The sequence below is a fragment of the Algisphaera agarilytica genome, from assembly GCF_014207595.1.
GTDB lineage: Bacteria > Planctomycetota > Phycisphaerae > Phycisphaerales > Phycisphaeraceae > Algisphaera > Algisphaera agarilytica.
In genome coordinates this window covers 609,152-630,539 of record NZ_JACHGY010000001.1, presented here as the reverse complement: position 1 = coordinate 630,539, position 21,388 = coordinate 609,152, and the positions used below count along the sequence as shown (strand labels likewise).

The following is a 21,388-nucleotide window of genomic DNA, read 5'->3' as shown; positions in this document are numbered from 1 at the left end:
AAGATGTGGCCGACCTGCCGCACCACGGCAGCTTTGTGGACGCGAGCGAACGTTGGCTGGATGCGGTGGCCCGGAGCTGGTGTTGCAGTCGAGCGGCCGGGCGAGGCTGCGCCGGGATCGCTGGGCGGGCTTGATCGAGTCGCGTGGTATCAAGCGGCTGGTGAGCGACCGCGTCGGCACGGCGACGGTGGTGGTGGGTGAGGACGGGACGCTGTCTTGGACGACGTATCGTGATGCGGCGCGGTAGTGCTCCGGCGAGGGACGCTTCGCGTCGCCCGCTAAACGATGTGGGTTTTACGGCAACTGGAATGGTAAGACATCCGGCTCGCTCTCGGGCATCGGCTCGATGATGACCTCGACCTCCGAGGGCTGCAGGATAGATTGCCACTGCATCCAGGCCGGGGCGAACGACCACGGCACCGCCGCGGGCTCGGGATGCACATCCGTCTCGGACAACGCGGCGACCAATTCATCCACCTGCTGCGTGGTGGCGGTCAGCGTCAGGCGTTGTCGGCCGAGCTGCATCGGTATCTCATCCTGCGCCGCGAGTTGCTCAGCATCGAGGTCGGAATCGGTTTCCTCTTTCCCGCTGAACTTCCGGGCCTTGGTCTCGGGTGCCGGCACTTCCAGTCGCATGCTGAATGCGTCTTCAGAGAAGCCTTCCGTGGAATCCGCCAACGGGACCTCACTGAAGTCGGCCGGGAGGTTGGTCACCTGGATGCGGTTGCTCACCGCCCATTCGTTGACCTGCTGCAGCGACCGCTCCGGCGAGGTGGTCGAAACGTTGAGCATGATCTGGTTGCCGGCCACCTGAGCGAAGGTCTGGGTCTGCAGCGACGTGAGGTGCGCCTCATCGACCGGGGGCCTATCGGGCTTCTGCGCCGCGGCGCGGGCCAGCGAGGTTTCGGGTTCGGAAACGATGGCGGCGGAAGCCAGGGCGGGCCCGCTGCCTGGTCCGGGATCGACGGGTTCGGCCAGCACGTCCGATTCGACCACGGCGGCGGTCACCGTCGGCGAGGGCGGAGGCGTGGTCGCAGCGGGGGGCAGCGTGGCGGACTCGGGCGTATCGGCCGACGCGGTCTTGTCCTGGATACGCTTGGGTTCTTCACGTGCAGCGGATCGGCCGCCGTACCCGTCGTCGTAACCGCCATAGCCGCCGCCGTAGGCATCCGCGGCGTCAACGTTGCCGCCAAACCCGGCGCCGCCGGACGCCGAGCGCGAGTCGCGCCGGTCTGCCAAGCGTGCGCTGTCGCGGTCTGCCAGCTCGGCCGCGGCCAAGGCTTCCTCGACCGGCGGGGCCGATTCGGCGGCGAGGGCTTCGGATTCCTTCGCAGGGACTTCGGCTTCAAACTCACGCATCGCTTTACGCTGCGCTTCGAGCGTCGCTTCGGCCAGGCTCTGGCCCGGCGTGGGCGCTTCGCTCATCGCCACCGTCGACATCGGCTGCTCGTCGCTCTGCAGCGACTGGAACACCGCCGTCGCGGTGATCGCCAGGACCGCCGCGATCCCGCCGTAGGTGAGGTACTGCGCGATGTGGAAACGCTTCGGGGCCGGGGGCGGTGGGCTTGCTTCGGGTGAGGTGTCTTCGAGCAGCAGCTGACGCTCGATCGCCGCGATCGCTCCCTCGGCAAGGTCGGCCGTCGGCTCGAGCGGCGCGGCCCCGCGCAACGCCTCGCGGTTGCGCTGCATGTCCGCCACCAGCGCCGCCAACGCCGGGTCCTCCGCGAGCATCGCGTCGACGCGTGCGCGGTCGGCGGCGACGAGTTCGTCTTCGACGTAGGCGAGGATCAGGTTGGGGCCGTAGCGGTCGTCCATGGGGTCAGTTCGAGTCGTGGGGTTCCAGGTCCATGCTAAGCGGTTGGGGTCGGGTTGAGTTTTTCGCGGAGCGCCAGGCGGGCCCGGAACAACCGGCTCTTCACCGTGCCCACCGGCAGGTCCAGCGTCTGGGCGATCTGCAGGTAGTCCAGCTCTTCGACGTCCCGCAGCACCAGCACCGCCCGCTGGTCTTCCTCCAGCCCGGCGATCGCGCGTTGCAGGTCGTCCAGCATCTCGTGTTGTTGGACGCACACCTCCGGCCCGGGTTCCCGCTCATCGGTCAGCCCGCCCGCCAGGGTCAGCCGGCCGTCGTCGTCGCCCCCCGTGGGCTGGCTCAGCGACACGGTCTGGCGGAGCTTGCGCTTACGCAGATGCGAGATCGAGGCGTTCATCGCGATCCGCGTCATCCAGGTGGTCAGCTTCGCGTCCCAGCGGAACTCGTCGATCTTCTCCACCACCTTCAGCAACACGTCCTGGGTCAGCTCGGCCGCGTCGTCGGGGTGGCTGACCATGCGGTAGCAGACGTTGTACAGCCGACGCTGGTGGCCCCGCAGCAGGTCGCCCAGCGCAGCCCGGTCGCCTTGCTGGACCCGCTGGATCAGGGCTGGTTCGTCGACGTCTTGCATAAGCGGGAGGGGTACAGGAGAAGAAACTATTACGAAGTCGGCGATCCACGGGTTCTTCTGCAAAAAAAGCTACCATGCCCCATCCCGCCACGCTCGACGTGGCGAGGCACCCCGCCCCCGCCGACCCCAGATTCCCCGGAGCCCTTCCCGTTGGACGACCATAGCCGCTACGTTTCCCCGCTCGCCAGCCGCAACGCCTCGCCCGAGATGCAGGCGATCTGGTCGCCGCAGAAGAAGTTTTCCACCTGGCGTCGGCTGTGGCTGGCTCTGGCCGAGTCCGAGCACGAGCTGGGGCTGCCCGTCACCCGGGAGCAGATCGCCGAGCTGCAGGAACACCTCGACGACATCGACTTCGTGGCCGCCGCGGGCTACGAGAAGAAGCTCCGTCACGACGTGATGGCCCACGTCCACGCCCTGGGCGACCAGGCCCCGACCGCCCGGCCGATCATCCACCTCGGCGCGACCAGCCAGTTCGTGAACTGCAACACCGAGCTGATCCTCCTGCGTGACGCCCTCACCCTCGTCGCCCAGAAGCTCGCCACGGTGATCGACCGCCTGGCCAAGTTTGCGGTCGAATACCGCGCCACGCCGACGCTGGCCTTCACCCACTACCAGCCCGCCCAGCCGACCACCGTCGGCAAGCGCGCCGCGCTCTGGGCCCACGACCTCATGCTCGGCCTCGAAGACGTCGAGCACCGCCTCGCCACCATCCGCTTCCGCGGGGTCAAGGGCACCACCGGCACCCAGGCGTCCTTCCTCTCGCTCTTCGACAACAACCACGCCAAGGTCGACGAGCTCGACCGTCTGGTCACGCAAAAAATGGGCTGGCCGGTCGACCGCCGGTTCGCCATCACCGGGCAGACCTACCCGCGCGTGCTCGATGGGCAGATCGTCTCCAGCCTCGCTGCCGTCGCCGCCGCGGCCCAGCGCTGCGCGACCGACATCCGCCTCTTGGCCAACCGCAAAGAAATGGAAGAGCCGTTCGAGAAGAACCAGATCGGCAGCTCCGCTATGGCCTACAAGCGCAACCCGATGCGCTGCGAGCGCATCTGCGGCCTGGCCAAGTTCGTCATCGGCATGACCCAGACCCCCTTCGTCACCGCCAGCGAACAGTGGTTCGAACGCACCCTCGACGACTCGTCGGTCCGCCGTCTCACGCTGCCCGAGCCCTTCCTCGCGCTCGACGGCGTGCTCGATCTTTTTATCAACGTCTCCTCCGGCCTGGTCGTCTACGACAAGACCGTCGCCGCCAACCTCGCTGCCGAGCTTCCGTTTATGGCCAGCGAAAATATCATGATGGCCGCCGTGCAACAAGGCGGCGACCGCCAGGAACTGCACGAGATCATCCGCACCCACAGTCAGGCCGCCGCACAGCAGGTCAAGGCCGAAGGCAAGCCCAACGACTTGCTCGAACGCCTCAAGGCCGAGCCCGCGTTTGCGAACGTCGACTTGGATGGTGCGCTCGACCCGTCACTGTTCGTCGGCCGTGCGCCCGAACAGGTTGATGCGTTTGTCGCCGAGGTCGTTGAACCGATCCGTCAACGCTACGCCCAAGTGCTCAGCTACGACCCGACGCTGGCTGTGTGATCAAGACGATCACGTGTGATCCAATCGAAATGATGCAAGGCCGTGCCGAGTTGGCACGGCCTTGTTCATTACGTCGAGTTCAATGCGAAGTGAGTTAGTACAAATCGCGATCGGTGACGTAGCCGTGATCGAAGAGGTCTTGCGTGTCGCGGTACTCCTGGGTCTGGAAGTAGTCTTGCGGGGCTTCGGCGGCCGCGGTCGCGGTGGTGCTTTGCGTGTCGCCCGTCAGGCTGTAGACGCCCGAGGACTGGCACCCCACGGCGAAGAGTGAGGCGGCGAGAACGGGTAAGGCGAGTTTGAGTTTCATCTGGAGGTCCTTGCGATGTACGGGGAGTGGGTTTGTTCTTCCGTAAGTAACATCCCGCGAGCCGTCGGGAATATTGCACGCAAGTCCAATAAATTTTCGCGTTGAGAAGCTGGGCGGTTCTTCCGGTCAATGAAAGTGTTGCGTGGCGATGCGGTGAGAAAGGTGCATGCCCATGTGTGGGATCACGATCATTCTGCGGCGGGTGAACAAGTAACTCGGCGCCATCGGTAACCCGTCCAATAACCAAATCCGGCAATCCCCCATTTCGGTGCGGCTTCGCCAACCCGCATAAACCGACCCCCGGCCATAGTCGATAGCATCCTTGGCGAACAACTCGCCGGGGTATTCCTATGCGTTTATATGGGACCAATCCGCACATCTCCAAGTGGCACTGGTTGACGGCCGGGGTCTTGGCGGTGTTGTGCGTGATGGGCCTGGACATCGTGACGGGGCGCGAGGTTTCGTTCTCGCTGTTTTACCTGGTGCCGATCGGGATCGTGTGTTTAAAAGTCGGCGGACGCAGCGCGATGCTGATCGCCGGTCTCAGCGCCGCGGCTTGGGCCGAGGCCGAAGTGCTCAGCGGTACGGATTACAGCCACGTCGCCATCCCGTTCTGGAACGCGGTGGTTCGGCTGTCGTTTTTCCTGACCTTCACGATCCTGATCCAATCATTACGTACGGCGATTGCTCGCCAACACGACTTGGCGCGGACCGATGTGCTCACCGGCGCGGTGAACCGCCGGAGTTTCTTTGAGACTCTGATGTACGAGTTGGCCCGATCGCAGCGCTACGGCCGAGGCTTTGCGCTGGTGTACCTCGACCTGGACCACTTCAAGCAGGTCAACGATCAGCTCGGCCACGCCGAGGGCGACCGGGTGCTGGTCACGGTGGTGGAAGAGATGCAGAAGCGCCTCCGAAGGACTGACACGGTGGCCCGACTGGGCGGCGACGAGTTCGCGTTGCTGCTGCCCGAGATCCCGCCGCTGGCCGCGGAACTGCTGATCGCCAAGCTGCGTTTCGAGCTGCTCGAATCCATGCGCCGCGAGGGATGGTCGATTACCTTCAGCATCGGGCTGCTCAACTGCGACGGCCGAGTCGAAGACGAAGACGCCCTGGTGCGTCAGGTCGACCAGTTGATGTATGCGGTCAAACGCAGCGGCCGGGACAACCTGCGTATCGCCAACGCCTGGGAGTTTCTCAACACCTCCGATCCCGATCCGATCGCTTCCCGCCACGCGGCGTGATGCTCCTGTGTGGAATACGCCGAAGTGATACCCAGTTGGCGTATCATGCGGGTTGTATCAATGCGCGCGGAAACCGTTATGGATTGGGACATCGTTGATCTGGATCGCATGGGGTACGCCGAGGCGCTGGAGTTCCAGCGTGAGCGCAACCTCGCGGTCAGCCTCGGCGAGGCCCGGCCCGCGCTCATCCTCGTCGAACACCACCCGGTCATCACCGTCAGCCACCGCAAAGGCGTCCGCGACCACGTGCTGGCCACGCCCGAACGGCTCGAAGAACTGGGTATCGAAGTCTGCGAGACCGACCGCGGCGGCGACGTGACCTACCACGGCCCCGGCCAACTCGTCGCCTACCCCATCCTCCGCCTCAACGACCACGGCCTGAACCTCGGCCGGTATATGCGACTGCTCGAGCAGGTCGTCATCGGGACCGCGGCGGCGTTTGGGGTCGAGGGGCACACCGAAACAGGCGCGACCGGCGTGTGGGTCGCGCAGGAGTTGGGAGTTGGGGGTTGGGATTTGGCGACAAATCAACCTTCCATACCGAATGCGGTCTCCCCAAATCCCCAAAACCCAAAACCTAAATCCCGCACAGCGAAGCTGTGCGCCATGGGCGTCCGCATCCGCAAGAACACCACCATGCACGGCCTCGCGATCAACGTCACCACCGACCTGTCGCACTTCCAGACCATCGACCCCTGCGGCCTGGGCAACCGGCCCGTGACGAGCCTCCAGCAACTGCTCGGCGGAGACTGCCCGTCGATAGATGCCATCAAGCAAACGCTCGCTCAGCAACTGGCCTCGGCCCTGAAGGCGGGGGCGGACACCGCATGATCGTTCCCGACGCGGCACTGCTCTGGACGGTGTGGATCGGCTCGGCGGTGATCTGGCTCGGGCTGTCGCTGCTCGTCTTCCGACGCAACAAGCTCACCCGCAAGCACGCGCCGTGGATCATCCTCGGCGTCGCGGCGGTGGTGCGGCTGGGCTACGTCTTCTTCATGCCGGTGTCGATGAGTGACGACATCTGGCGATACGTCTACGACGGCCAAATGCTGGCGGCGGGTCAGAACCCCTACGGTGCTGCGCCGATCGAATCCATCGAGGCATCGACGGCGTCGGGCGACTACGAATCATCCGAGTGGATGACGTGGATCAATAACAAAGAGTTGGTGACGATCTATCAGCCGACCAGCCAGTGGATTTTTGCCGGGGTCGCGAAGACCTACAACTTCTGGGCGGGCGAGGCGGGGACCGGCGTCGGTGCGGCCACGGCGTTTCGCTTGGCGTTTGCATTGATCGACCTGCTCATCGTGTTGTTGCTGCTGGTTCAGCTCAAGAGCCTGGGGCGGTCGCCGTGGTGGGCGGTGATGTACGCGTGGAGCCCGCTGGTGATCGTGGAAACCTCGTGGGCGGGGCACCAGGACGGCATCGGGATCGCGGCGATGATCGGGTCGCTGATGCTCGCCCAGCGGGCTTGGCGCTGGGAGGGTCAACGTCTGGCGGTGTGGTGCGCGATCGGGGCGGGGGTGTTGTTGGCGTTGGCGGCGGGGGTGAAGCCGATCGTGATGCCGTTGGCGTTGCTGATGGCGTGGAAGCTGCGCAGCGAGGTCGGCGGGTGGGGCCGTATCTTCCTGGCGGCGGGTTCGTGTGTGTTGGCTCTGGTGTTGCTTTACGTGCCGTTCACGCTGATGGCGGGTGGGCTCGACGGGATGTTCGAAACCTCACGGCAGTTTGTCGAGCGATGGAGCTTCAACGGATCGCTGCACCCGCTGATCGAGGCGGGCGTGCAGCCGTTTTTATCCGAAGGCCCGGTGTGGGAGATGCAGAAGCAGGCTAAGCGGTGGGCGGACCTGGTGTCGGGCGTGTTGCTGATGGGGGTGTTGGTGTTGGCGATGCTGTTCCACCGCGTGCCGTGGCGGGCGGCGACAACGTTTTTCTTTGCGATGGTGTGTCTGTCGAGCACGGTGCATCCGTGGTATCTGCTGTGGGCGATGGCGCTCTTGCCGGTGGCGTGGTCGGCGGGGCGGACGATCGTGGGCCCGGCCGTGTGGGTCGCGAGCCTGACGCTGCCCTGGTCGTACTGGGCGTGGGTGAACTACGCCAACGGCGGGGCGTTCGACGGGGAGTATCAGATCGGGACAGGTTTGACGCTGGCGGTGTGGCTGCCGGTGTATGCGGCGCTGGGGTGGGGGGCTTGGAAGGTGCGGGGGGTGAGGGGTGAGGGGTGAGGGCTTTGAACCGCGCGGAAGGCTGCGCCATCCGCGGGCTTTCGGAAATACGCTTCCCCAACCCCCAACCCCCAACCCCCAACCCCCAACCCCCAACCCCCAACTCCCAACTCCTAACTCACGGCACCCGCACCACGACGGTCGGCTCGCGTTTGTCCTCGCTCGCGAGGTCTTCTCCGATGAGGTATTCGCCGTTGCGTTGGGTGTGCGGGAAGATTTCCTGCATCTGGCGGATCTCGGGGCCGTAGCTGTCGACGCCGTCCACGGGAACGAAGTCCATCTGCGTGAAGAGGCCGGCCGTGACGAGGGATTGGTTGGGGCCGTGGTAGAAGTAGATGTCGACCTCGTGTTCTTCGCGTAGCGCCTCGGCGGTTTCCTCGGCGGATCGGCGGAACTCTTTGCCGTGGTTCTCATCGAACACCGCGACCAGCAGCGTGCGGTAGCCCGAGTATTGACTGAGGTCGTGCTTGTCTCGGATGCCCGCTTGCTTGCGGTCGATGGCGACGAGCTTGGCCTTGCGGAAGACACGCTTGCCCTCGACGGTGGCGGCGCGGACTTCCTTCAGCTTGGCCCGCGCTTCGGGGTGATCTTTTCGCGGGTAACGCCCGGCATACACCACCGCGTCCTGGCCTCGATCGACGAACCACACGTCGGCGATCTGTGCCTGGGTGCGGACGACGTTGGCGTAGTCGTACGCCAGCTGGAGACGATCGGTGCCTTCGAGGGTTTGGAGTTCGACGGCAAAGGCTTGGCCACGCACCCGTCGGCCGTCTTTGCCCTGCTCGGTGGGTGGGTCGGCCAATTCGCGGAGGCTGTCCCAGCTGCTGCTGACCACCCGCGTCTCTACGCAGCCAATGGAGAGCGATGCCAGAAGAAGGCACGCCAGAGCGCACGAGAGCCATCGCAGGGTCCGGAGGCTTGGTGTGGGTTGTACGGGTGGATACGGCATGGGGGGCCGTATAGTTTAACCCGACAAAGCCGAAACCCCTAGAAAACCGTGGGGTCGAGTTATGGGGCGGTGGCGGGGCCGGCGAAGCGGGAGTAGTGGGTGAGGTCCAGCTCCGCGGCGGGGACGGTGAACGGCAGGAGGCCGGACTCGTGGAGCATCTGGCCCTGAGCGGCACACCGTTCAAACACGGATTCGATCTCGGGGATGGCGTGGACGGTGCCGGCCTCGGTCTGCACCGCCGCGATCGACGACGCGGGCACCGGGGTGATGGCTGCGGCCTGGGAGGCGGCGTTGATGATCGTCGTGTGACAACGGGCCGACTCGAGTGTGGCGACGCATCGGTCGTTGGAACTCTCGCCTCGGACAGACTGCGCGAAGGCTTCGAGCATGTTGCGTCGCATCAGGCTGTCGCGGGGGGTGGTGAGGGTTTGGCCGTCGAGCGTGACCGAGGTGTCGTGGACCGTCCAGCCGACTTCGCCACGCTCGGTTTTGATCCGGATGAGGGGTTGGTGGTTGGTTTTGCAGGCGTGGGTCAGGTGGATGAGAAAGTTGGCGGGGTCGGGCCGATTGAGCGTGACCCGCATCGAAGCGGTATCGAAATTCTCGATGTCGGCAGCGCGATACAGCTCGGCCGCGAGGTGGGTGGGGCGGGCACTGCTCGCTTCATCGTTGCCCAGAAGAAACAGGACGATGTTGATGAAGTGGGCCATCGCGTTGTTGGCCGGGCTGTCGAGGACCCAGGTGTCGCCGCGCCGGAGAGCGCCCGCCCAGGTGGCGCGGTTGAAGTAGTGCGTGTCGCGGGGCCAACAGCCGTGGACGGTTGCGCTCAGGACCTTGCCGAGCTCGCCGGATAACAGGCGGCGTTTGAGCGGCAGGGTTGCGTTGTCGTACACGTCTTGGAAGCCGACCAACACCTGCTTGCCCGCGGCGTCGCGTGCGGCGATGAGTTGATCGATCTCGTCGATCGTGCCCGCCACGGGCTTTTCGAGCATCACGTCCAGGCCCTTCGCCAATGCCCGCTCGGCAAACGGCACGTGCAGGTCGATCGGGACCGGCAACCAAACCGCTTCGAGCCCGGGGTGCTCCAGCATCTGCTCGTAGTTGTCATAGATCGTCACGCCCCGTTCCCGCAGACGCTCGGCCGGCTCGGCGTGGGTCTGGAGGTCCGGCTCGCACACCGCGGCAAACTCCGCCCGCGGCTGGGTGGCCGGGCCGTGATCCAGGAGCAATTGGGCGATCGTCTGGGCGTATCCGCCCAACCCCGCCACCCCGATTTTAACGGCTTCCGTGCTGGTCATCGTCGGCCATGATACGGCTCACGGCCCCTGGTCGCTTGGCGGATCAAGCCAACAAAACCAGGAAATCCGGCTCCAAACGGGCATTTTCGGGTGAATATCACCAAATCGACTAGATTTATTCATTCATCCGGATAGACTGATGAAGTGTTGGCGAAGATCGCCGATAATGACCCCATGAACCGCACCGACACCCAACCCGACGCGATGCTCCGCTGGCTGGCCACCCTGGCCGACGCCACGCGGGTGCGGCTTCTCCGCCTGCTCGATCGGCAGGAGCTGGGCGTGTCGGACCTGTGCAGCGTGGTGCAGCTCCCGCAGTCGACGGTGAGCCGGCACCTCAAGGTTTTGGCCGATGAGGACTGGTTGATCAGCCGCCGTCAGGCGACCACCAATCTGTACCGCATGGTGCTGGACGAACTCGACCCCGCTCAGCGTGACCTGTGGGTATTGACCCGGGACCGTGTGGCGGATTGGCCGACGCTGGCGCAGGACGAAGTGCGTCTCGCCGCTCGCTTGGCCGAGCGTGCGGGAGACAGCTCGGCGTTTTTCGATGATGCCGCATCGGGCTGGGACAAGACCCGCACCGAACTCTACGGCGACTCGTTCGGCTACGAAGCATTGCTCGCGTTGCTCCCCAGCGATTGGACCGTCGCCGACTTCGGTTGCGGCACCGGGCAGCTGGCTTCGGCACTCGCGCCCAATGTGCAAAACGTCGTCGGCATCGACAACAGCTCGGCCATGCTCAAAGCCGCCGCGGCTCAGACCCGGGGCCACGACAACGTCGAACTCAAGCAAGGCCAACTCACCAATGTCCCGCTGGAAGATGCGAGCTGCGACGCGGTGCTCTGCGTGTTGGTGCTCACCTACCTCGACGACCCGGCGGCAGTGATTGCCGAGATGCACCGCGTGCTCAAGCCCGGCGGCAAAGCGGTGGTGGTCGACCTCATGCTGCACGACCGCGAAGACTTCCGCCGATCGCTCGGCCAACGCTCGATGGGTTTTACGCCCGACTCGCTCACCCAGATCCTTAGCGATGCCGGTTTTTCCAACGCCGACGCCCGTTCGCTCAAACCCGCGCCCGAAGCCAAGGGCCCGACGTTGTTGTTGGGCCACGCGACACGCTAAGCCGCAAGCGGCTTGATCAAAGCAAACAAACCCTCAGTACTCAACCCTCAAACCTCACCCCCTCATTTGGAGAATCTCATGACCGCTCTCGACACCGCCACCCTCCCTTCCGTGGAGACCCTCAACGGCCTGGACTTCAAGGTCGCCGACCTCTCGCCCGAAACCGTGGAGTTCGGCCGCAAAGAAATCCGTCTGGCTGAGGAAGAAATGCCCGGCCTGATGGCCTGCCGTGCGGAGTACGGCCCGTCGCAGCCGCTCAAGGGCAAGCGCATCATGGGCTCGCTGCACATGACCATTCAGACCGCGGTGCTCATCGAAACGCTCGCCGAGCTGGGTGCCGACATCCGCTGGGTCTCGTGCAACATCTTCTCGACCCAGGACCACGCCGCGGCGGCCGTCGTCGTCGGCCCCAGCGGCACCCCCGAGAACCCCAAGGGCGTGCCCGTCTTCGCCTGGAAGGGTGAAACCCTCGCCGAGTACTGGTGGTGCACCGAGCGTGCCCTGGACTTCGGCGACAACGGCAACCTCGGCCCCGAGCTGATCGTCGACGACGGCGGCGACGCCACCATGCTGATCCACAAGGGCGTCGAGTGCGAAAAGGCCGGCAGCGTGCCCGGCCCCGAGACCACCGACAACGCCGAGTTCAAGGAAGTCCTCAAGACCCTGGCCCGCTGCCTCGAAGCCAACCCCACCCGTTGGCAGTCCGTGGCCGAAGCCTGCAAGGGCGTGTCGGAAGAAACCACCACCGGCGTGCACCGCCTCTACGAGATGCAGCGCGACGGCAAGCTGCTCTTCCCCGCCATCAACGTCAACGACTCGTGCACCAAGAGCAAGTTCGACAACCTCTACGGCTGCCGCCACTCGCTGATCGACGGCATCTTCCGCGCTTCGGACGTCATGATCTCCGGCAAGGTCGCGGTCGTCTGCGGCTACGGCGACGTCGGCAAGGGCTGCGCCCAATCGCTCAAGGGCCAAGGCGCCCGCGTGCTCGTGACCGAGATCGACCCGATCTGTGCGTTGCAGGCCGCGATGGAAGGCTTCGAAGTCACCACGCTCGAAGACGCCCTGACCGAGGCCGACATCTTCATCACCACGACGGGCAACTACAACATCATCACCGTCGACCACATGCAGAAGATGAAGGACAAGGCGATCGTCGGCAACATCGGCCACTTCGACAACGAGATCGAAATGGCTGAGCTCGAGAAGGTCACCACCCGCACCAACATCAAACCTCAGTACGACGAGTACACCTTCGAAGACGGCCACAGCGTGCTGATCCTCGCCGAGGGCCGTCTGCTGAACCTCGGCTGCGCGACCGGCCACCCGTCGTTCGTGATGTCCGCTTCGTTCACCAACCAGACGATCGCTCAGATCGACCTGGCCCTGAACATGGACGGCAAGACCACGCTGTCGGGCGAAGTCTACGAGGCCGGCAAGGTCTACGTCCTGCCCAAGGTGCTTGACGAAAAGGTCGCCCGCCTGCACCTCGACAAGCTCGGCGTGAAGCTGACCAAGCTCTCGCAAGAGCAGGCCGACTACATCGGCGTCGCGGTCGACGGCCCGTACAAGCCCGAGCACTACCGCTACTAAATCGCGGTGCTGCAATACCTGACGTTCCCAAAGCCCACGGATCGATTCCGTGGGCTTTTTTTGCGCTTCAAGTTTTCAAAGAGCGAACCCGTGCTCCCCGCCACACCCGCTGCCGTGGCCGGCGTGGGGTGGGCGGTTGGGTTGTCGTTTCGATCCACCACGGAGCTTTGGAGACACGGAGGCACGGAGGAAGGCAGGAAGAATTTGATTTCAATAATCAATGCCTTGGTTCTTCTCCGTGTCTCCGTGTCTCTTGTCCTTCGTGGTGGATCGAAACGAGTCCCCTTGAACACGGACCCTCGACCAACGACGACGGGTTCCGACCTTGAGCGATCCCGGCAAGGTGGTGAGCTCAAGTGTCGCCACGCACCCGACGTATACGTCAGCCCGGTTCCACGGGTATGGGCGTGCTTGGTGCCTTGCCTGTGCGACCTTCACGCCTGGAGTGCCACCGTGGTCCGACACTAGGGGGCGGGACGCAGCCAGCGTGCGCACGGAATCGTCGCTCGTTTCACGGAAGTGAGAACTGACAAGGAGTAAGAATTTTTCTGCGTTGATGATTTTCTGCGTTCGGGCGCGCCCCACCGTGCGCATGCGAATGACGCTGCCTTGGCCCCCTCTCCCGGAGGGAGAGGGGGTAAGACAGAAGCGAGGTGGTCACCCTCGGGCTTTGGGAGATTTTTCGCTGTTACCGCGGCCTTCTCGGGGAATTGCCTTAGGGCCAAAACGACCGATAAGGATGCGGCTTTTGCGCTTGGGCGGCGAAGAGCGGGCGTAAAGTCGGCGTGACGTCGAGACGATGAAAAAGGAGGTATTGCGCTCGTGGGGCGCCATCAGGATGGGAATTGGTTTATGTCTCAGATCGCGGTGACGGAGAAACGCCGACACGGCCGATATCGGCCGGATGGGTTGGCGTGCAATCTCGGCCAGGTCGTGGACCTCTCGCAGGGGGGGATGCGGCTCCTGAGTAAGCGTGAACGCCACGGTCATCAGACCGTAACGCTGGACACGTCCGAGGGGCAGCTCATGCTGCAGGCCCGGGTGGCGTGGCGGCGGAAACTCGCCTCGCGAGAATACGTCCTAGGCATGACCTTCGAGGAGCTTCCCGTACAAGACCGCGATCGTCTCGAGGCGTTGGTCCGTGAGATCAAGGCGGGGCGTAGCCAGTCGACGTCCGGTGAAGTAGGCGGATCGCATTGGTGGATGGGTGTGGCCACGGCGTTTGTCGGTGTGGGCTTGGTGGCGCTGGGGCGGGCGTTTCAGAACCCCGACGCCTGGGCTTTCCGCTGGTTCCCCGAGCATGCCGAGTCACTGAATTCGTATGCCCCGTTCATCGAGTGGGGCGCGTTCATCATCGGCGGCTTGTTGGTGCTGACCGGGCTCAGTGAGATGCGGCGTCGGCCGAGTAAGGCGTCGGCCATCACTCGTCCGTCGACACCCCGCTCACGGCGAACCGACCAAGACCGGCCCGTCCGGGACATGAAGCAACTCCACCAATCGCATTATCTTCTCAATTGCATCCTGGAGAGCGCGCTGGGCGGTGTGGGGGTGCTCAAGGCGGTGCGTGATCAAGGGGAGATCGTTGACTTTGAGATCCAGCTGGTGAACCGCGCCGCGGAAAACATCCTGGGCAAGGTCGAGCCGATGCTGGTCGGCAAGCGGCTTTCCAAAGCGTTGCCCTGCGTGGTCAACCACAGCATGTTCCAAGAGATGGTGACCGCGGTGCGCACGGGCCTGCCGCTGCAGAAAGAGTACCGGCTGGAAAACGGCCGGTGGATGCAGATGGCGCTGGTCCAGCTCGGCGACGGGCTGGCGGTGACGTTCACCGACACCACCGAACGCCACCACGCCCAGGCCCGGCTCCGCCACGTGGCCTACCACGACGAACTCACGGGCCTGCCCAACCGCAAGCTGCTCATGGAACACCTCGAGCAGGCGATGGTCCGGGCGCAGAACACCCGCGGTCGCAAGTTTGCAGTGCTGTTCCTGGACTTCGACCGTTTCAAGATCGTCAACGACACGCTCGGCCACGACGTCGGCGACATGCTGCTCAACAGCATCTCGCAGCGCCTGCGGGAGAACATCCGCGAGGCGGATACGGCCGCGGTGGCGGGGCAGCAGCAACTGCCCGCGCGTCTGGGCGGCGACGAGTTTGTCGTCATGCTCGACGGCATCGCCGGGGAAGAGGACGCGATCGCGGTGGCGCGGCGTCTGCTCCACACTTTCAACAAGCCCCACCAACTCGGGCCGCACCAGGTGGTCTCGACCGCGAGCATCGGCATCGCGATGAGCAGCCCGGATTACATCAGCGTCGACGACCTGCTGCGCGACGCGGATACCGCGATGTACGAAGCCAAGAATTCGGGCAAGGCGCGGTACGTCATGTTCGACCAGCAGATGCACGACACGCTGATCGCCCAGGCCAAGCTGGAGCGCGACCTGCGCGACGCGGTGGCGACCGAAGATTTCTCGTTGGTGTATGAACCGATCGTGGACCTGAGCTCCGGACGGATCGCGGGCTTCGAGGCGTTGATCCGCTGGAACCATGAAGACCGTGGCGAGGTTCCGCCCGCGGAGTTCGTCCCGTTGGCGGAGGAGCTGAACCTCATCGGCCCGGTCGGTGAATGGGTGGTGAAGCGGGCGTGTATCGAGATCGCGCGTTGGCGTGACGCGGGCCGGGAGGATGTGTTCCTGAACATCAACCTCTCGCGGGCTCAGCTGTACGACGGCGACCTGATCGGGCTGCTGCAGGAACAGATCGAAACCCACGGCCTGGACCCGAAGAAGCTGAGCCTGGAGATCACCGAAACGATGGTGGTCAACGACGTTGCTGAGATGGGCGAGAAGCTTCTCGAACTCAAGAAGCTGGGCGTCAAGCTCGCGCTGGACGACTTCGGCACGGGGCACTCGTCGCTGAACGTGTTGCAGGAGCTGCCGCTGGACATCCTGAAGATCGACCGGACCTTCATCGCCAACGCCGGCGACGCGGTCCGCCGGTACGGGGCGATCATCGCGACGATCACCGAGCTGGCTCAGAACCTGGACATGCAGGTGATCGCCGAGGGCATCGAACGCCCGGAACAAGTCTCGTTGTTGCAGGGGCTTGCGTGTGACTACGCCCAGGGCTGGCTGTTCAGCCACGCGGTCGAGGCCGACACGGCGAAGGCGATGCTGATGGATAATCCATCGTTCGATGTCGCGGCCTGAGGGCTTGAGTTATATTGCGGGGCATCCCATCGGTCAGGGGCGAGCGATCCAGCGGTCGCAGGGATAGACTATCGGTTGATCCATTGCTCGGGGCTGACCGTTGAGAGTTTGCTTTGCGTATTTTCAGAGAATTGAGGTTTTCGGGGCTGCTGTGTCTGACCGCGCTTGTGGGCTGCGCCGCGAGCGGTCCGGCGACGTCCCCGCCGACGACCGCAGCGCCGGCTGTTGCGACCGAGCCCGCTGAGCCGAGTGAGACGACGGACACCGCAGAGGTGTTGCCCGCCTACGAGCCCTACATCCCCGACCGTGATGCGGGGTTTGCGCGGGACCGGCAGGCGATCTTGTCGTTGGCGGGGGGGTACCAGGTGGACTACCGGTTTGAGGAGACCGCGGCGCTTCGGCCGGGTTATGAATTGGCGTCGCCGTACACCGCGTCGGCGGTGGAGTGGGTGGTGGTGGCTCAGGACACCGGCGAACGTGTGGTACTACAGCACCTGCTGGTGATGGGTGATCCCGCGCGGGTGGTTAAGCATTGGCAGCAGACCTGGGACTATGCGCCGTCGTCGGTGTTGCGTTACGTGGATCAAAGCGTCTGGGAATCAAGAGAATTACTGAGCCCTGGGCAGATCGGCAGGTGGAGCCGTACCGTGAGCGAAGCCGACGGCTCGCCGAGCTACGGGGCGTGGGGGCGATGGACCCACGGCGCGGCCGGGGCGCAGTGGTCGGCGAGTACCGCGGTGCTTGCGCCGCCGCCGCGTCGCGAGGGGCTTCGGCGGGGGACCTACCAAGCGGTGTTGGTGCGGGATCGTTTGCAGGTGCTGCCCGACGGCTGGATGCAGCAGCAGACGCTGACCAAGCGTTGGATCAACGACAACACCCCGGGGCTGGCGCGGGAGTCGGGGGTGGTGCGCTACCGCCGGATCGACGACCAGCCGGAGCGTGCGGCGGGGTTTGTCGAGGCGGCCGGGTACTGGCAGCAGGTCGAAGGGTTCTGGGCCGAGGGGCGGCGGGCGTGGGACGACCTGTTCGCAGACGGCCAGCCGGTGCTGCTGCGGGACGAGGTGGACGGCGAGCCGCGCTGGCGGCGGGTCTTCGCCTTGGCGACCGAGCTGAGTGGGGCGGCCGGGGGGAGGCCGACTGACCTATCGACGGCGGGCACCGCGGGGGAACGAGTGCGTGAGCAGATCGACGCGGTGTTGGCGGAATACGTGGTTAAACCGTAAGGGTTGTGTGGGTATTGCGTAAGCGTGTGGTGAGCGGTTTCGCTGGACGTATGCTGTATCCAGCCGATAAGACGTGGTAGGCACAAGGCGTAGCGGCGGGGGCGATGCGATACTCCGCGGGGTTCAGTGTTGTGCCCGGCACCACGTCCCGGTCTGGTTTTGGTCTTGGAAACGCGACCCGTTGATTCGAACGCTTGGCTCAATCTGTTTTGTGTTTGCACTGCTGCTCACCTCGGGGTGCCGGAGCGGCGCGGTCGCGCCCGCAGGCTGGACGGCAGACGAGACCGCGGATGTCGCCCCCGAGGCTTGGCAGTCCGAAGCTCAAGCCGTTCGCGACCGCACACCACGCCTGCAGGTGTTCATCCACTACAGCCGCACCCACTCCACGCACACCGCGCTGCGCGTCACCACCCCCGGCAAGCCGCCCGTGTTCTGGGACCCCGGCGGGGCGTATGGGCTGACCAAGCCGTCCTACGGCCGGAAGAACGATGTCATCCTCGACGCCCCGCCCGACCTGCCCACGTGGTGGGTCTACCGCAAGCGGTGGCTCAAGGAGCCGTTCCTGTACGTCTTCGAATGGGACCTCGAAGCGCCCCACGCCCGGGCCATGCGCGACGCGCTGCTGGATGGGGCCATCAACGGACGCAAAGCCGAGGTCTTCCAGACCATCCGCACCCCCGGCCTCTGCGTGTTCGGCATGTGCGAGTTCCTCCGCACCTACGGCCCGCCCCACATCTCGACCGAGCTCCACACCAACCTCCTGCCCAACACCCTGGCGATGCAGCTCTGGGATGAAAACCCCGACCGTGTGCTCCGCTACGAGGGCGACCTCGATGCGGTTCCCGTCGTGCTGACGCGCACCGGCTTCCTCCACAATCAATTGGATGAGTCGGGCGACATGGTTCCCGCGCAAGCCGCAATGGTTGGCGAGGCCACAACCGTGGATCAGTGATGCCCCGAGTGTCGCGGGGCGTGATGTGGGTTAGGCTATGTGGCATGTCGAGCGGATCGGGAAACACGTCGGGGCTGCGTTGGCCGGATGTCTTGGTGGGGGCGGGTTGTGTGCTGCTTATCGCGGGGTTGGCGTGGGTCGCGTTTGGCCCAACCCCGTCAAGAACCGCCCGCAACGACACTCTTATCCCCTATCGAATGCGCACCATTCACCAAATGATGTTGTTCCACGGGATGAGCAACCAGAATTTCATGATCGGCCTCGAGGCTGATGGCGGCCTGCTCACCAACGACCCCGCAGAGAGATACCAACTGTTGGTCGAAGGCAATTACCTTACGCCCGATGTACTCGTCAGCCCCGCCGACGTTCGGCCCGACGCAGCCTACTCCTATGCCCTGCTCGACATCGCCTCGCCCGGCGCACGCCGTGACGCGTGGACCACCGAAGCGGTACCGGATGCTCCGATCCTCGCCGAGTCGCCTGCAGCGCTCGGCAAACCCGAGGCGTGGTCCGGCTGGGTGTTGTGGCACAGCCCTTACCTCACCGCCGAGTCTGCGGCGAGGTCGGTCGAGCAGGTGGAATCGTCTCGTGTGAACACTAACTACAGCGAAGAGTTGCCCTTCAACCTGGATGACGATTTGTTTGTCGCCGAGGGCCCGGACGACGCTTACCTCATCGAAGCCGAGCAGTGATCCGTGTTAGTCACGCCCGCCGCCGCGGTGGACGGTGCGTTTGCCGAACTTGGCGGTGATCTGGTCGAGGGCATTGTCGAGCTTCTTTTGCTTTTGCTTGTGGGGATCGGGGAAGAGCTCGGATTGCTCGTCGTCGGAGGTTAGTGGCGAAGCGCTTACGCCGACGAGGCGCACGCTGCGAAAACCCGACTCGGCCCACGCGTTGAATAACGCTTTGGCCTGTTCGTAGATGGTTTCGGTGAGATCGGTTGGACTATCGAAGGTCGTCGAGCGGGTGATGGTCTGGAAGTCGCCGAAGCGGATCTTGACGGTGACGCCGCGGGTGCGGAAGCCGTGCTTGCGGAGGCGGTAGCCGACCTGCTCGGACTGGTCGAGCATGATGTTGAGCACCGCCTCGGGGTCGGCGAGGTTTTCGCGGAACGTCTGTTCGTGGCCGATGGACTTGGCGACGCGGTCGGGGGTGACGGGGCGGTCGTCGAGGCCGCGGGAGAGGCGGTAGTAGCGTTTGGCGTGGTCGCCGAAGGATTGTTTGAGCTGGTCTTCGGTGAGTCGGCGGAGGTCGGCGACGCGCTTGATGCCGCGCTGCTCGAGTTTGCGCTGTGTGGCCGGTCCGATGCCCCAGATCTTGCCGATGGGCAGTGGGTCGAGGACGGCCCGGATGCCTTCGGGCGTGGGCGGGATGACGGTGAGGCCGTCGGGTTTCTCGAGGTCGCTGGCGAGTTTGGCGAGGAACTTGTTGGGCGCGACGCCGACGGACGCGATGAGTCCGCCGGTGGCATGGAAGATCTGGTCCTTGAGATTCTGTGCGACTTGCTTCGGCGGCCCCATGAGTCGATCGGTGCCGGTCATGTCGAGGAAGGCTTCATCCACCGACAACGGCTGCACGAGTGGCGAGAAGTCGTCGAGCACCTTGAACATGGCTTGCGAGCATTCGCGGATGCGCTCGCCGGGGACTTTCACGCAGATGGCGTGGGGGCAGAGCCGCAGGGCGCGGGACATGGGCATCGCCGAGTGGCAGCCGTACTTGCGGGCTTCGTAAGACGCGGTGGTCACGACGCCGCGTGGCCCGGTCCCGCCGGTGAGCACGGCCTTGCCCTTGAGCGACGGGTCGTCCAGCATCGCGATCGCCGCGAAGAACGCGTCCATGTCGACGTGGAAGATCGTGCGAGTGGGGGGCGGGGTTGACAGATTATCGACAGCGTCGGCCATAGCGTGATTTTACGCGGTCTTGGCCCCCTCTCCCTCCGGGAGAGGGTTAGGGTGAGGGCACTCACGACCAACCTGTACCCAGCCCCACGCATAAGAACTTCCTGCCGCCCTCACCCCGGCCCTCTCCCAGAAGGAGAGGGAGCTAAGGCAAGACTCGCCAAAACCTAAACACCAGCATTACACTGTCACCCCAGCGCCCGCGATGTCGGCGGGCGTGTTTAATCTGTTCTCGCCCGGCGTTCGATCCGCGGCGTTTCCCGACTGGAGTTGTGTATGGCCGGCCAAACCGTGGTGTCGATCGAGGGCGATCGTTTTTTTATCAATGGCGAGGTGACCTACCCCGGCACCGCGATCGAGGGCCGGCTGATGAACAGCCGGATGGTGCAGGCGACGTTTGACGACCTCAACCCCGAGACCCGCAGCCGATGGGATCGGCCCGGTCGGCCGTGGGACGCGCAGCGCAACACCGACGAGTTCATCGCCCAGCTCCCGACCTACCACGCCCACGGCCTGCTCGCCTTCACCACCAACTTCCAAGGCGGCAGCCCCGAGGGCTACAGCAAAGAACAGCCCTGGCACAACTCGGGCTTCGACGCGGACGGCACACTCCGCCCCGACTTCGCCGCACGCATGGGCCAGATCATCGACGCGGCGGACGAGCTCGGCATGGTCGTGATCCTCGGCTTGTTCTACTTCGGCCAGGATGAACGCCTCAACGACGAAGCCGCGATCATCCGTGCTTGTGACCAAACCACCGATTGGCTCATCGAGCGCGGCGACCGCAACGTCATCATCGAAGTCGGCAACGAGGTGGACCTCGACCGCGTGTACGCTCCGACGCACTACCAGCACCCCATCATTCAGGTCCAGCGCGGCGACGAGTTGATCCAGCGCATCCATGAACGCTCGGAGGGCAAGCTCGACACGCCCGAGGGCCGACTGCTGGTGAGCACCAGCCAGTGCGGCGGTCAGGTGTTGGCCGAGGAGATCGCGGGCGTCGTAGATTTTGTGTTGCTGCACGGCAACGGGGTTGAGTCGCCGAGCAAGATCATCGAACAAGTCGAAGCGTCGCGTCAGGTGCCGGGCTATCGCGGTCAGCCGATCGTGTACAACGAAGATGACCACTTCGATTTCGACCAGGAAGAAAACAACCTCGCCGCCGCGGTCGAAGCCGGGGCGAGCTGGGGGTATTTCGATTACCGCATGAAAGATGAGGGCGATGAAGAGGGCTACCAGTCGGTGCCGACGGATTGGTCGCTGTCGTCCGAGCGGAAGCGCGGGTTCTTTGAGGCGTTGAAGAAGTTGGCGCAATCGACCGCGGGTTGATTGGCATACG

At 64.6% G+C, this 21,388-nt stretch carries 18 protein-coding genes; 12 read left to right on the top strand and 6 right to left on the bottom strand.

What is annotated here, in order from left to right:
* Window positions 1-52 precede the first annotated feature (52 nt).
* Window positions 53-247 carry a hypothetical protein gene (locus HNQ40_RS02710; protein ID WP_184676133.1) on the top strand — a complete coding sequence of 65 codons (195 nt, stop codon included), beginning with the start codon at window positions 53-55 and terminating at the stop codon, window positions 245-247.
* Between the two features lie 47 nt (window positions 248-294).
* Here HNQ40_RS02710 and HNQ40_RS02705 read toward each other — a convergent pair whose 3' ends face one another.
* On the bottom strand, window positions 295-1,815 hold the full coding sequence (locus tag HNQ40_RS02705; RefSeq protein WP_184676131.1) for an anti-sigma factor: 1,521 nt from the start codon (window positions 1,813-1,815) through the stop codon (window positions 295-297).
* A gap of 35 nt (window positions 1,816-1,850) precedes the next feature.
* Window positions 1,851-2,441 (bottom strand): sigma-70 family RNA polymerase sigma factor, encoded by a 591-nt coding sequence (locus tag HNQ40_RS02700; protein ID WP_184676129.1) that lies wholly within the window; start codon window positions 2,439-2,441, stop codon window positions 1,851-1,853.
* A gap of 150 nt (window positions 2,442-2,591) precedes the next feature.
* Here HNQ40_RS02700 and purB point away from each other — a divergent pair, with 150 nt between their 5' ends.
* Window positions 2,592-4,028, top strand: coding sequence for an adenylosuccinate lyase (purB, locus tag HNQ40_RS02695; RefSeq protein ID WP_184676127.1), 1,437 nt, complete (start codon window positions 2,592-2,594; stop codon window positions 4,026-4,028).
* A gap of 94 nt (window positions 4,029-4,122) precedes the next feature.
* On the opposite strand, the gene HNQ40_RS02690 is transcribed toward purB, so the two are convergent.
* Window positions 4,123-4,335: a hypothetical protein gene (locus HNQ40_RS02690; protein WP_184676125.1), complete on the bottom strand. Its 213-nt coding sequence runs from the start codon at window positions 4,333-4,335 to the stop codon at window positions 4,123-4,125.
* 350 nt (window positions 4,336-4,685) lie between these two features.
* On the opposite strand from HNQ40_RS02690, the gene HNQ40_RS02685 reads away from it, so the two are divergent.
* From HNQ40_RS02685 to HNQ40_RS02675, 3 genes are all read left to right on the top strand, one after another.
* Window positions 4,686-5,579 carry a GGDEF domain-containing protein gene (locus HNQ40_RS02685; RefSeq protein ID WP_184676123.1) on the top strand — a complete coding sequence of 298 codons (894 nt, stop codon included), beginning with the start codon at window positions 4,686-4,688 and terminating at the stop codon, window positions 5,577-5,579.
* Between the two features lie 78 nt (window positions 5,580-5,657).
* Window positions 5,658-6,410, top strand: coding sequence for a lipoyl(octanoyl) transferase LipB (locus HNQ40_RS02680; RefSeq protein WP_184676122.1), 753 nt, complete (start codon window positions 5,658-5,660; stop codon window positions 6,408-6,410).
* Complete coding sequence (locus HNQ40_RS02675) at window positions 6,407-7,804, top strand: hypothetical protein (protein WP_184676120.1); 1,398 nt, start codon at window positions 6,407-6,409, stop codon at window positions 7,802-7,804. Before HNQ40_RS02680 ends, HNQ40_RS02675 begins: the two co-directional genes overlap by 4 nt.
* A gap of 118 nt (window positions 7,805-7,922) precedes the next feature.
* Here HNQ40_RS02675 and HNQ40_RS02670 read toward each other — a convergent pair whose 3' ends face one another.
* On the bottom strand, window positions 7,923-8,639 hold the full coding sequence (locus tag HNQ40_RS02670) for a hypothetical protein (RefSeq protein WP_184676118.1): 717 nt from the start codon (window positions 8,637-8,639) through the stop codon (window positions 7,923-7,925).
* A gap of 173 nt (window positions 8,640-8,812) precedes the next feature.
* The gene (locus tag HNQ40_RS02665) at window positions 8,813-10,051 is read right to left on the bottom strand and encodes a Gfo/Idh/MocA family protein (protein WP_184676116.1); all 1,239 of its coding nucleotides are present in this window, start codon (window positions 10,049-10,051) and stop codon (window positions 8,813-8,815) included.
* Between the two features lie 174 nt (window positions 10,052-10,225).
* On the opposite strand from HNQ40_RS02665, the gene HNQ40_RS02660 reads away from it, so the two are divergent.
* The 6 genes from HNQ40_RS02660 (at window position 10,226) to HNQ40_RS02635 (ending at window position 18,843) form a co-directional block, all read left to right on the top strand.
* Window positions 10,226-11,176 carry an ArsR/SmtB family transcription factor gene (locus HNQ40_RS02660; protein WP_184676114.1) on the top strand — a complete coding sequence of 317 codons (951 nt, stop codon included), beginning with the start codon at window positions 10,226-10,228 and terminating at the stop codon, window positions 11,174-11,176.
* Window positions 11,177-11,254: 78 nt separating this feature from the next.
* On the top strand, window positions 11,255-12,769 hold the full coding sequence (gene ahcY, locus HNQ40_RS02655) for an adenosylhomocysteinase (protein WP_184676112.1): 1,515 nt from the start codon (window positions 11,255-11,257) through the stop codon (window positions 12,767-12,769).
* 852 nt (window positions 12,770-13,621) lie between these two features.
* Window positions 13,622-15,976: an EAL domain-containing protein gene (locus tag HNQ40_RS02650; RefSeq protein ID WP_184676110.1), complete on the top strand. Its 2,355-nt coding sequence runs from the start codon at window positions 13,622-13,624 to the stop codon at window positions 15,974-15,976.
* A 113-nt stretch (window positions 15,977-16,089) separates the two neighbouring features.
* Entirely contained in the window at window positions 16,090-17,199 is a 1,110-nt protein-coding gene (locus HNQ40_RS02645) for a DUF6607 family protein (RefSeq protein ID WP_184676108.1), read from the top strand.
* A gap of 211 nt (window positions 17,200-17,410) precedes the next feature.
* Window positions 17,411-18,151, top strand: a complete 741-nt coding sequence (locus HNQ40_RS02640; RefSeq protein ID WP_184676106.1) for a hypothetical protein — start codon at window positions 17,411-17,413, stop codon at window positions 18,149-18,151.
* 215 nt (window positions 18,152-18,366) lie between these two features.
* Entirely contained in the window at window positions 18,367-18,843 is a 477-nt protein-coding gene (locus HNQ40_RS02635) for a hypothetical protein (protein ID WP_221435348.1), read from the top strand.
* Window positions 18,844-18,849: 6 nt separating this feature from the next.
* Here the strand turns inward: HNQ40_RS02635 and dinB are convergent, their stop codons facing one another.
* Entirely contained in the window at window positions 18,850-20,052 is a 1,203-nt protein-coding gene (dinB, locus tag HNQ40_RS02630) for a DNA polymerase IV (RefSeq protein WP_184676103.1), read from the bottom strand.
* A 273-nt stretch (window positions 20,053-20,325) separates the two neighbouring features.
* Between dinB and HNQ40_RS02625 the strand changes: the two genes are divergently transcribed.
* Window positions 20,326-21,378 (top strand): hypothetical protein, encoded by a 1,053-nt coding sequence (locus tag HNQ40_RS02625; protein WP_184676101.1) that lies wholly within the window; start codon window positions 20,326-20,328, stop codon window positions 21,376-21,378.
* Window positions 21,379-21,388 lie beyond the last annotated feature (10 nt).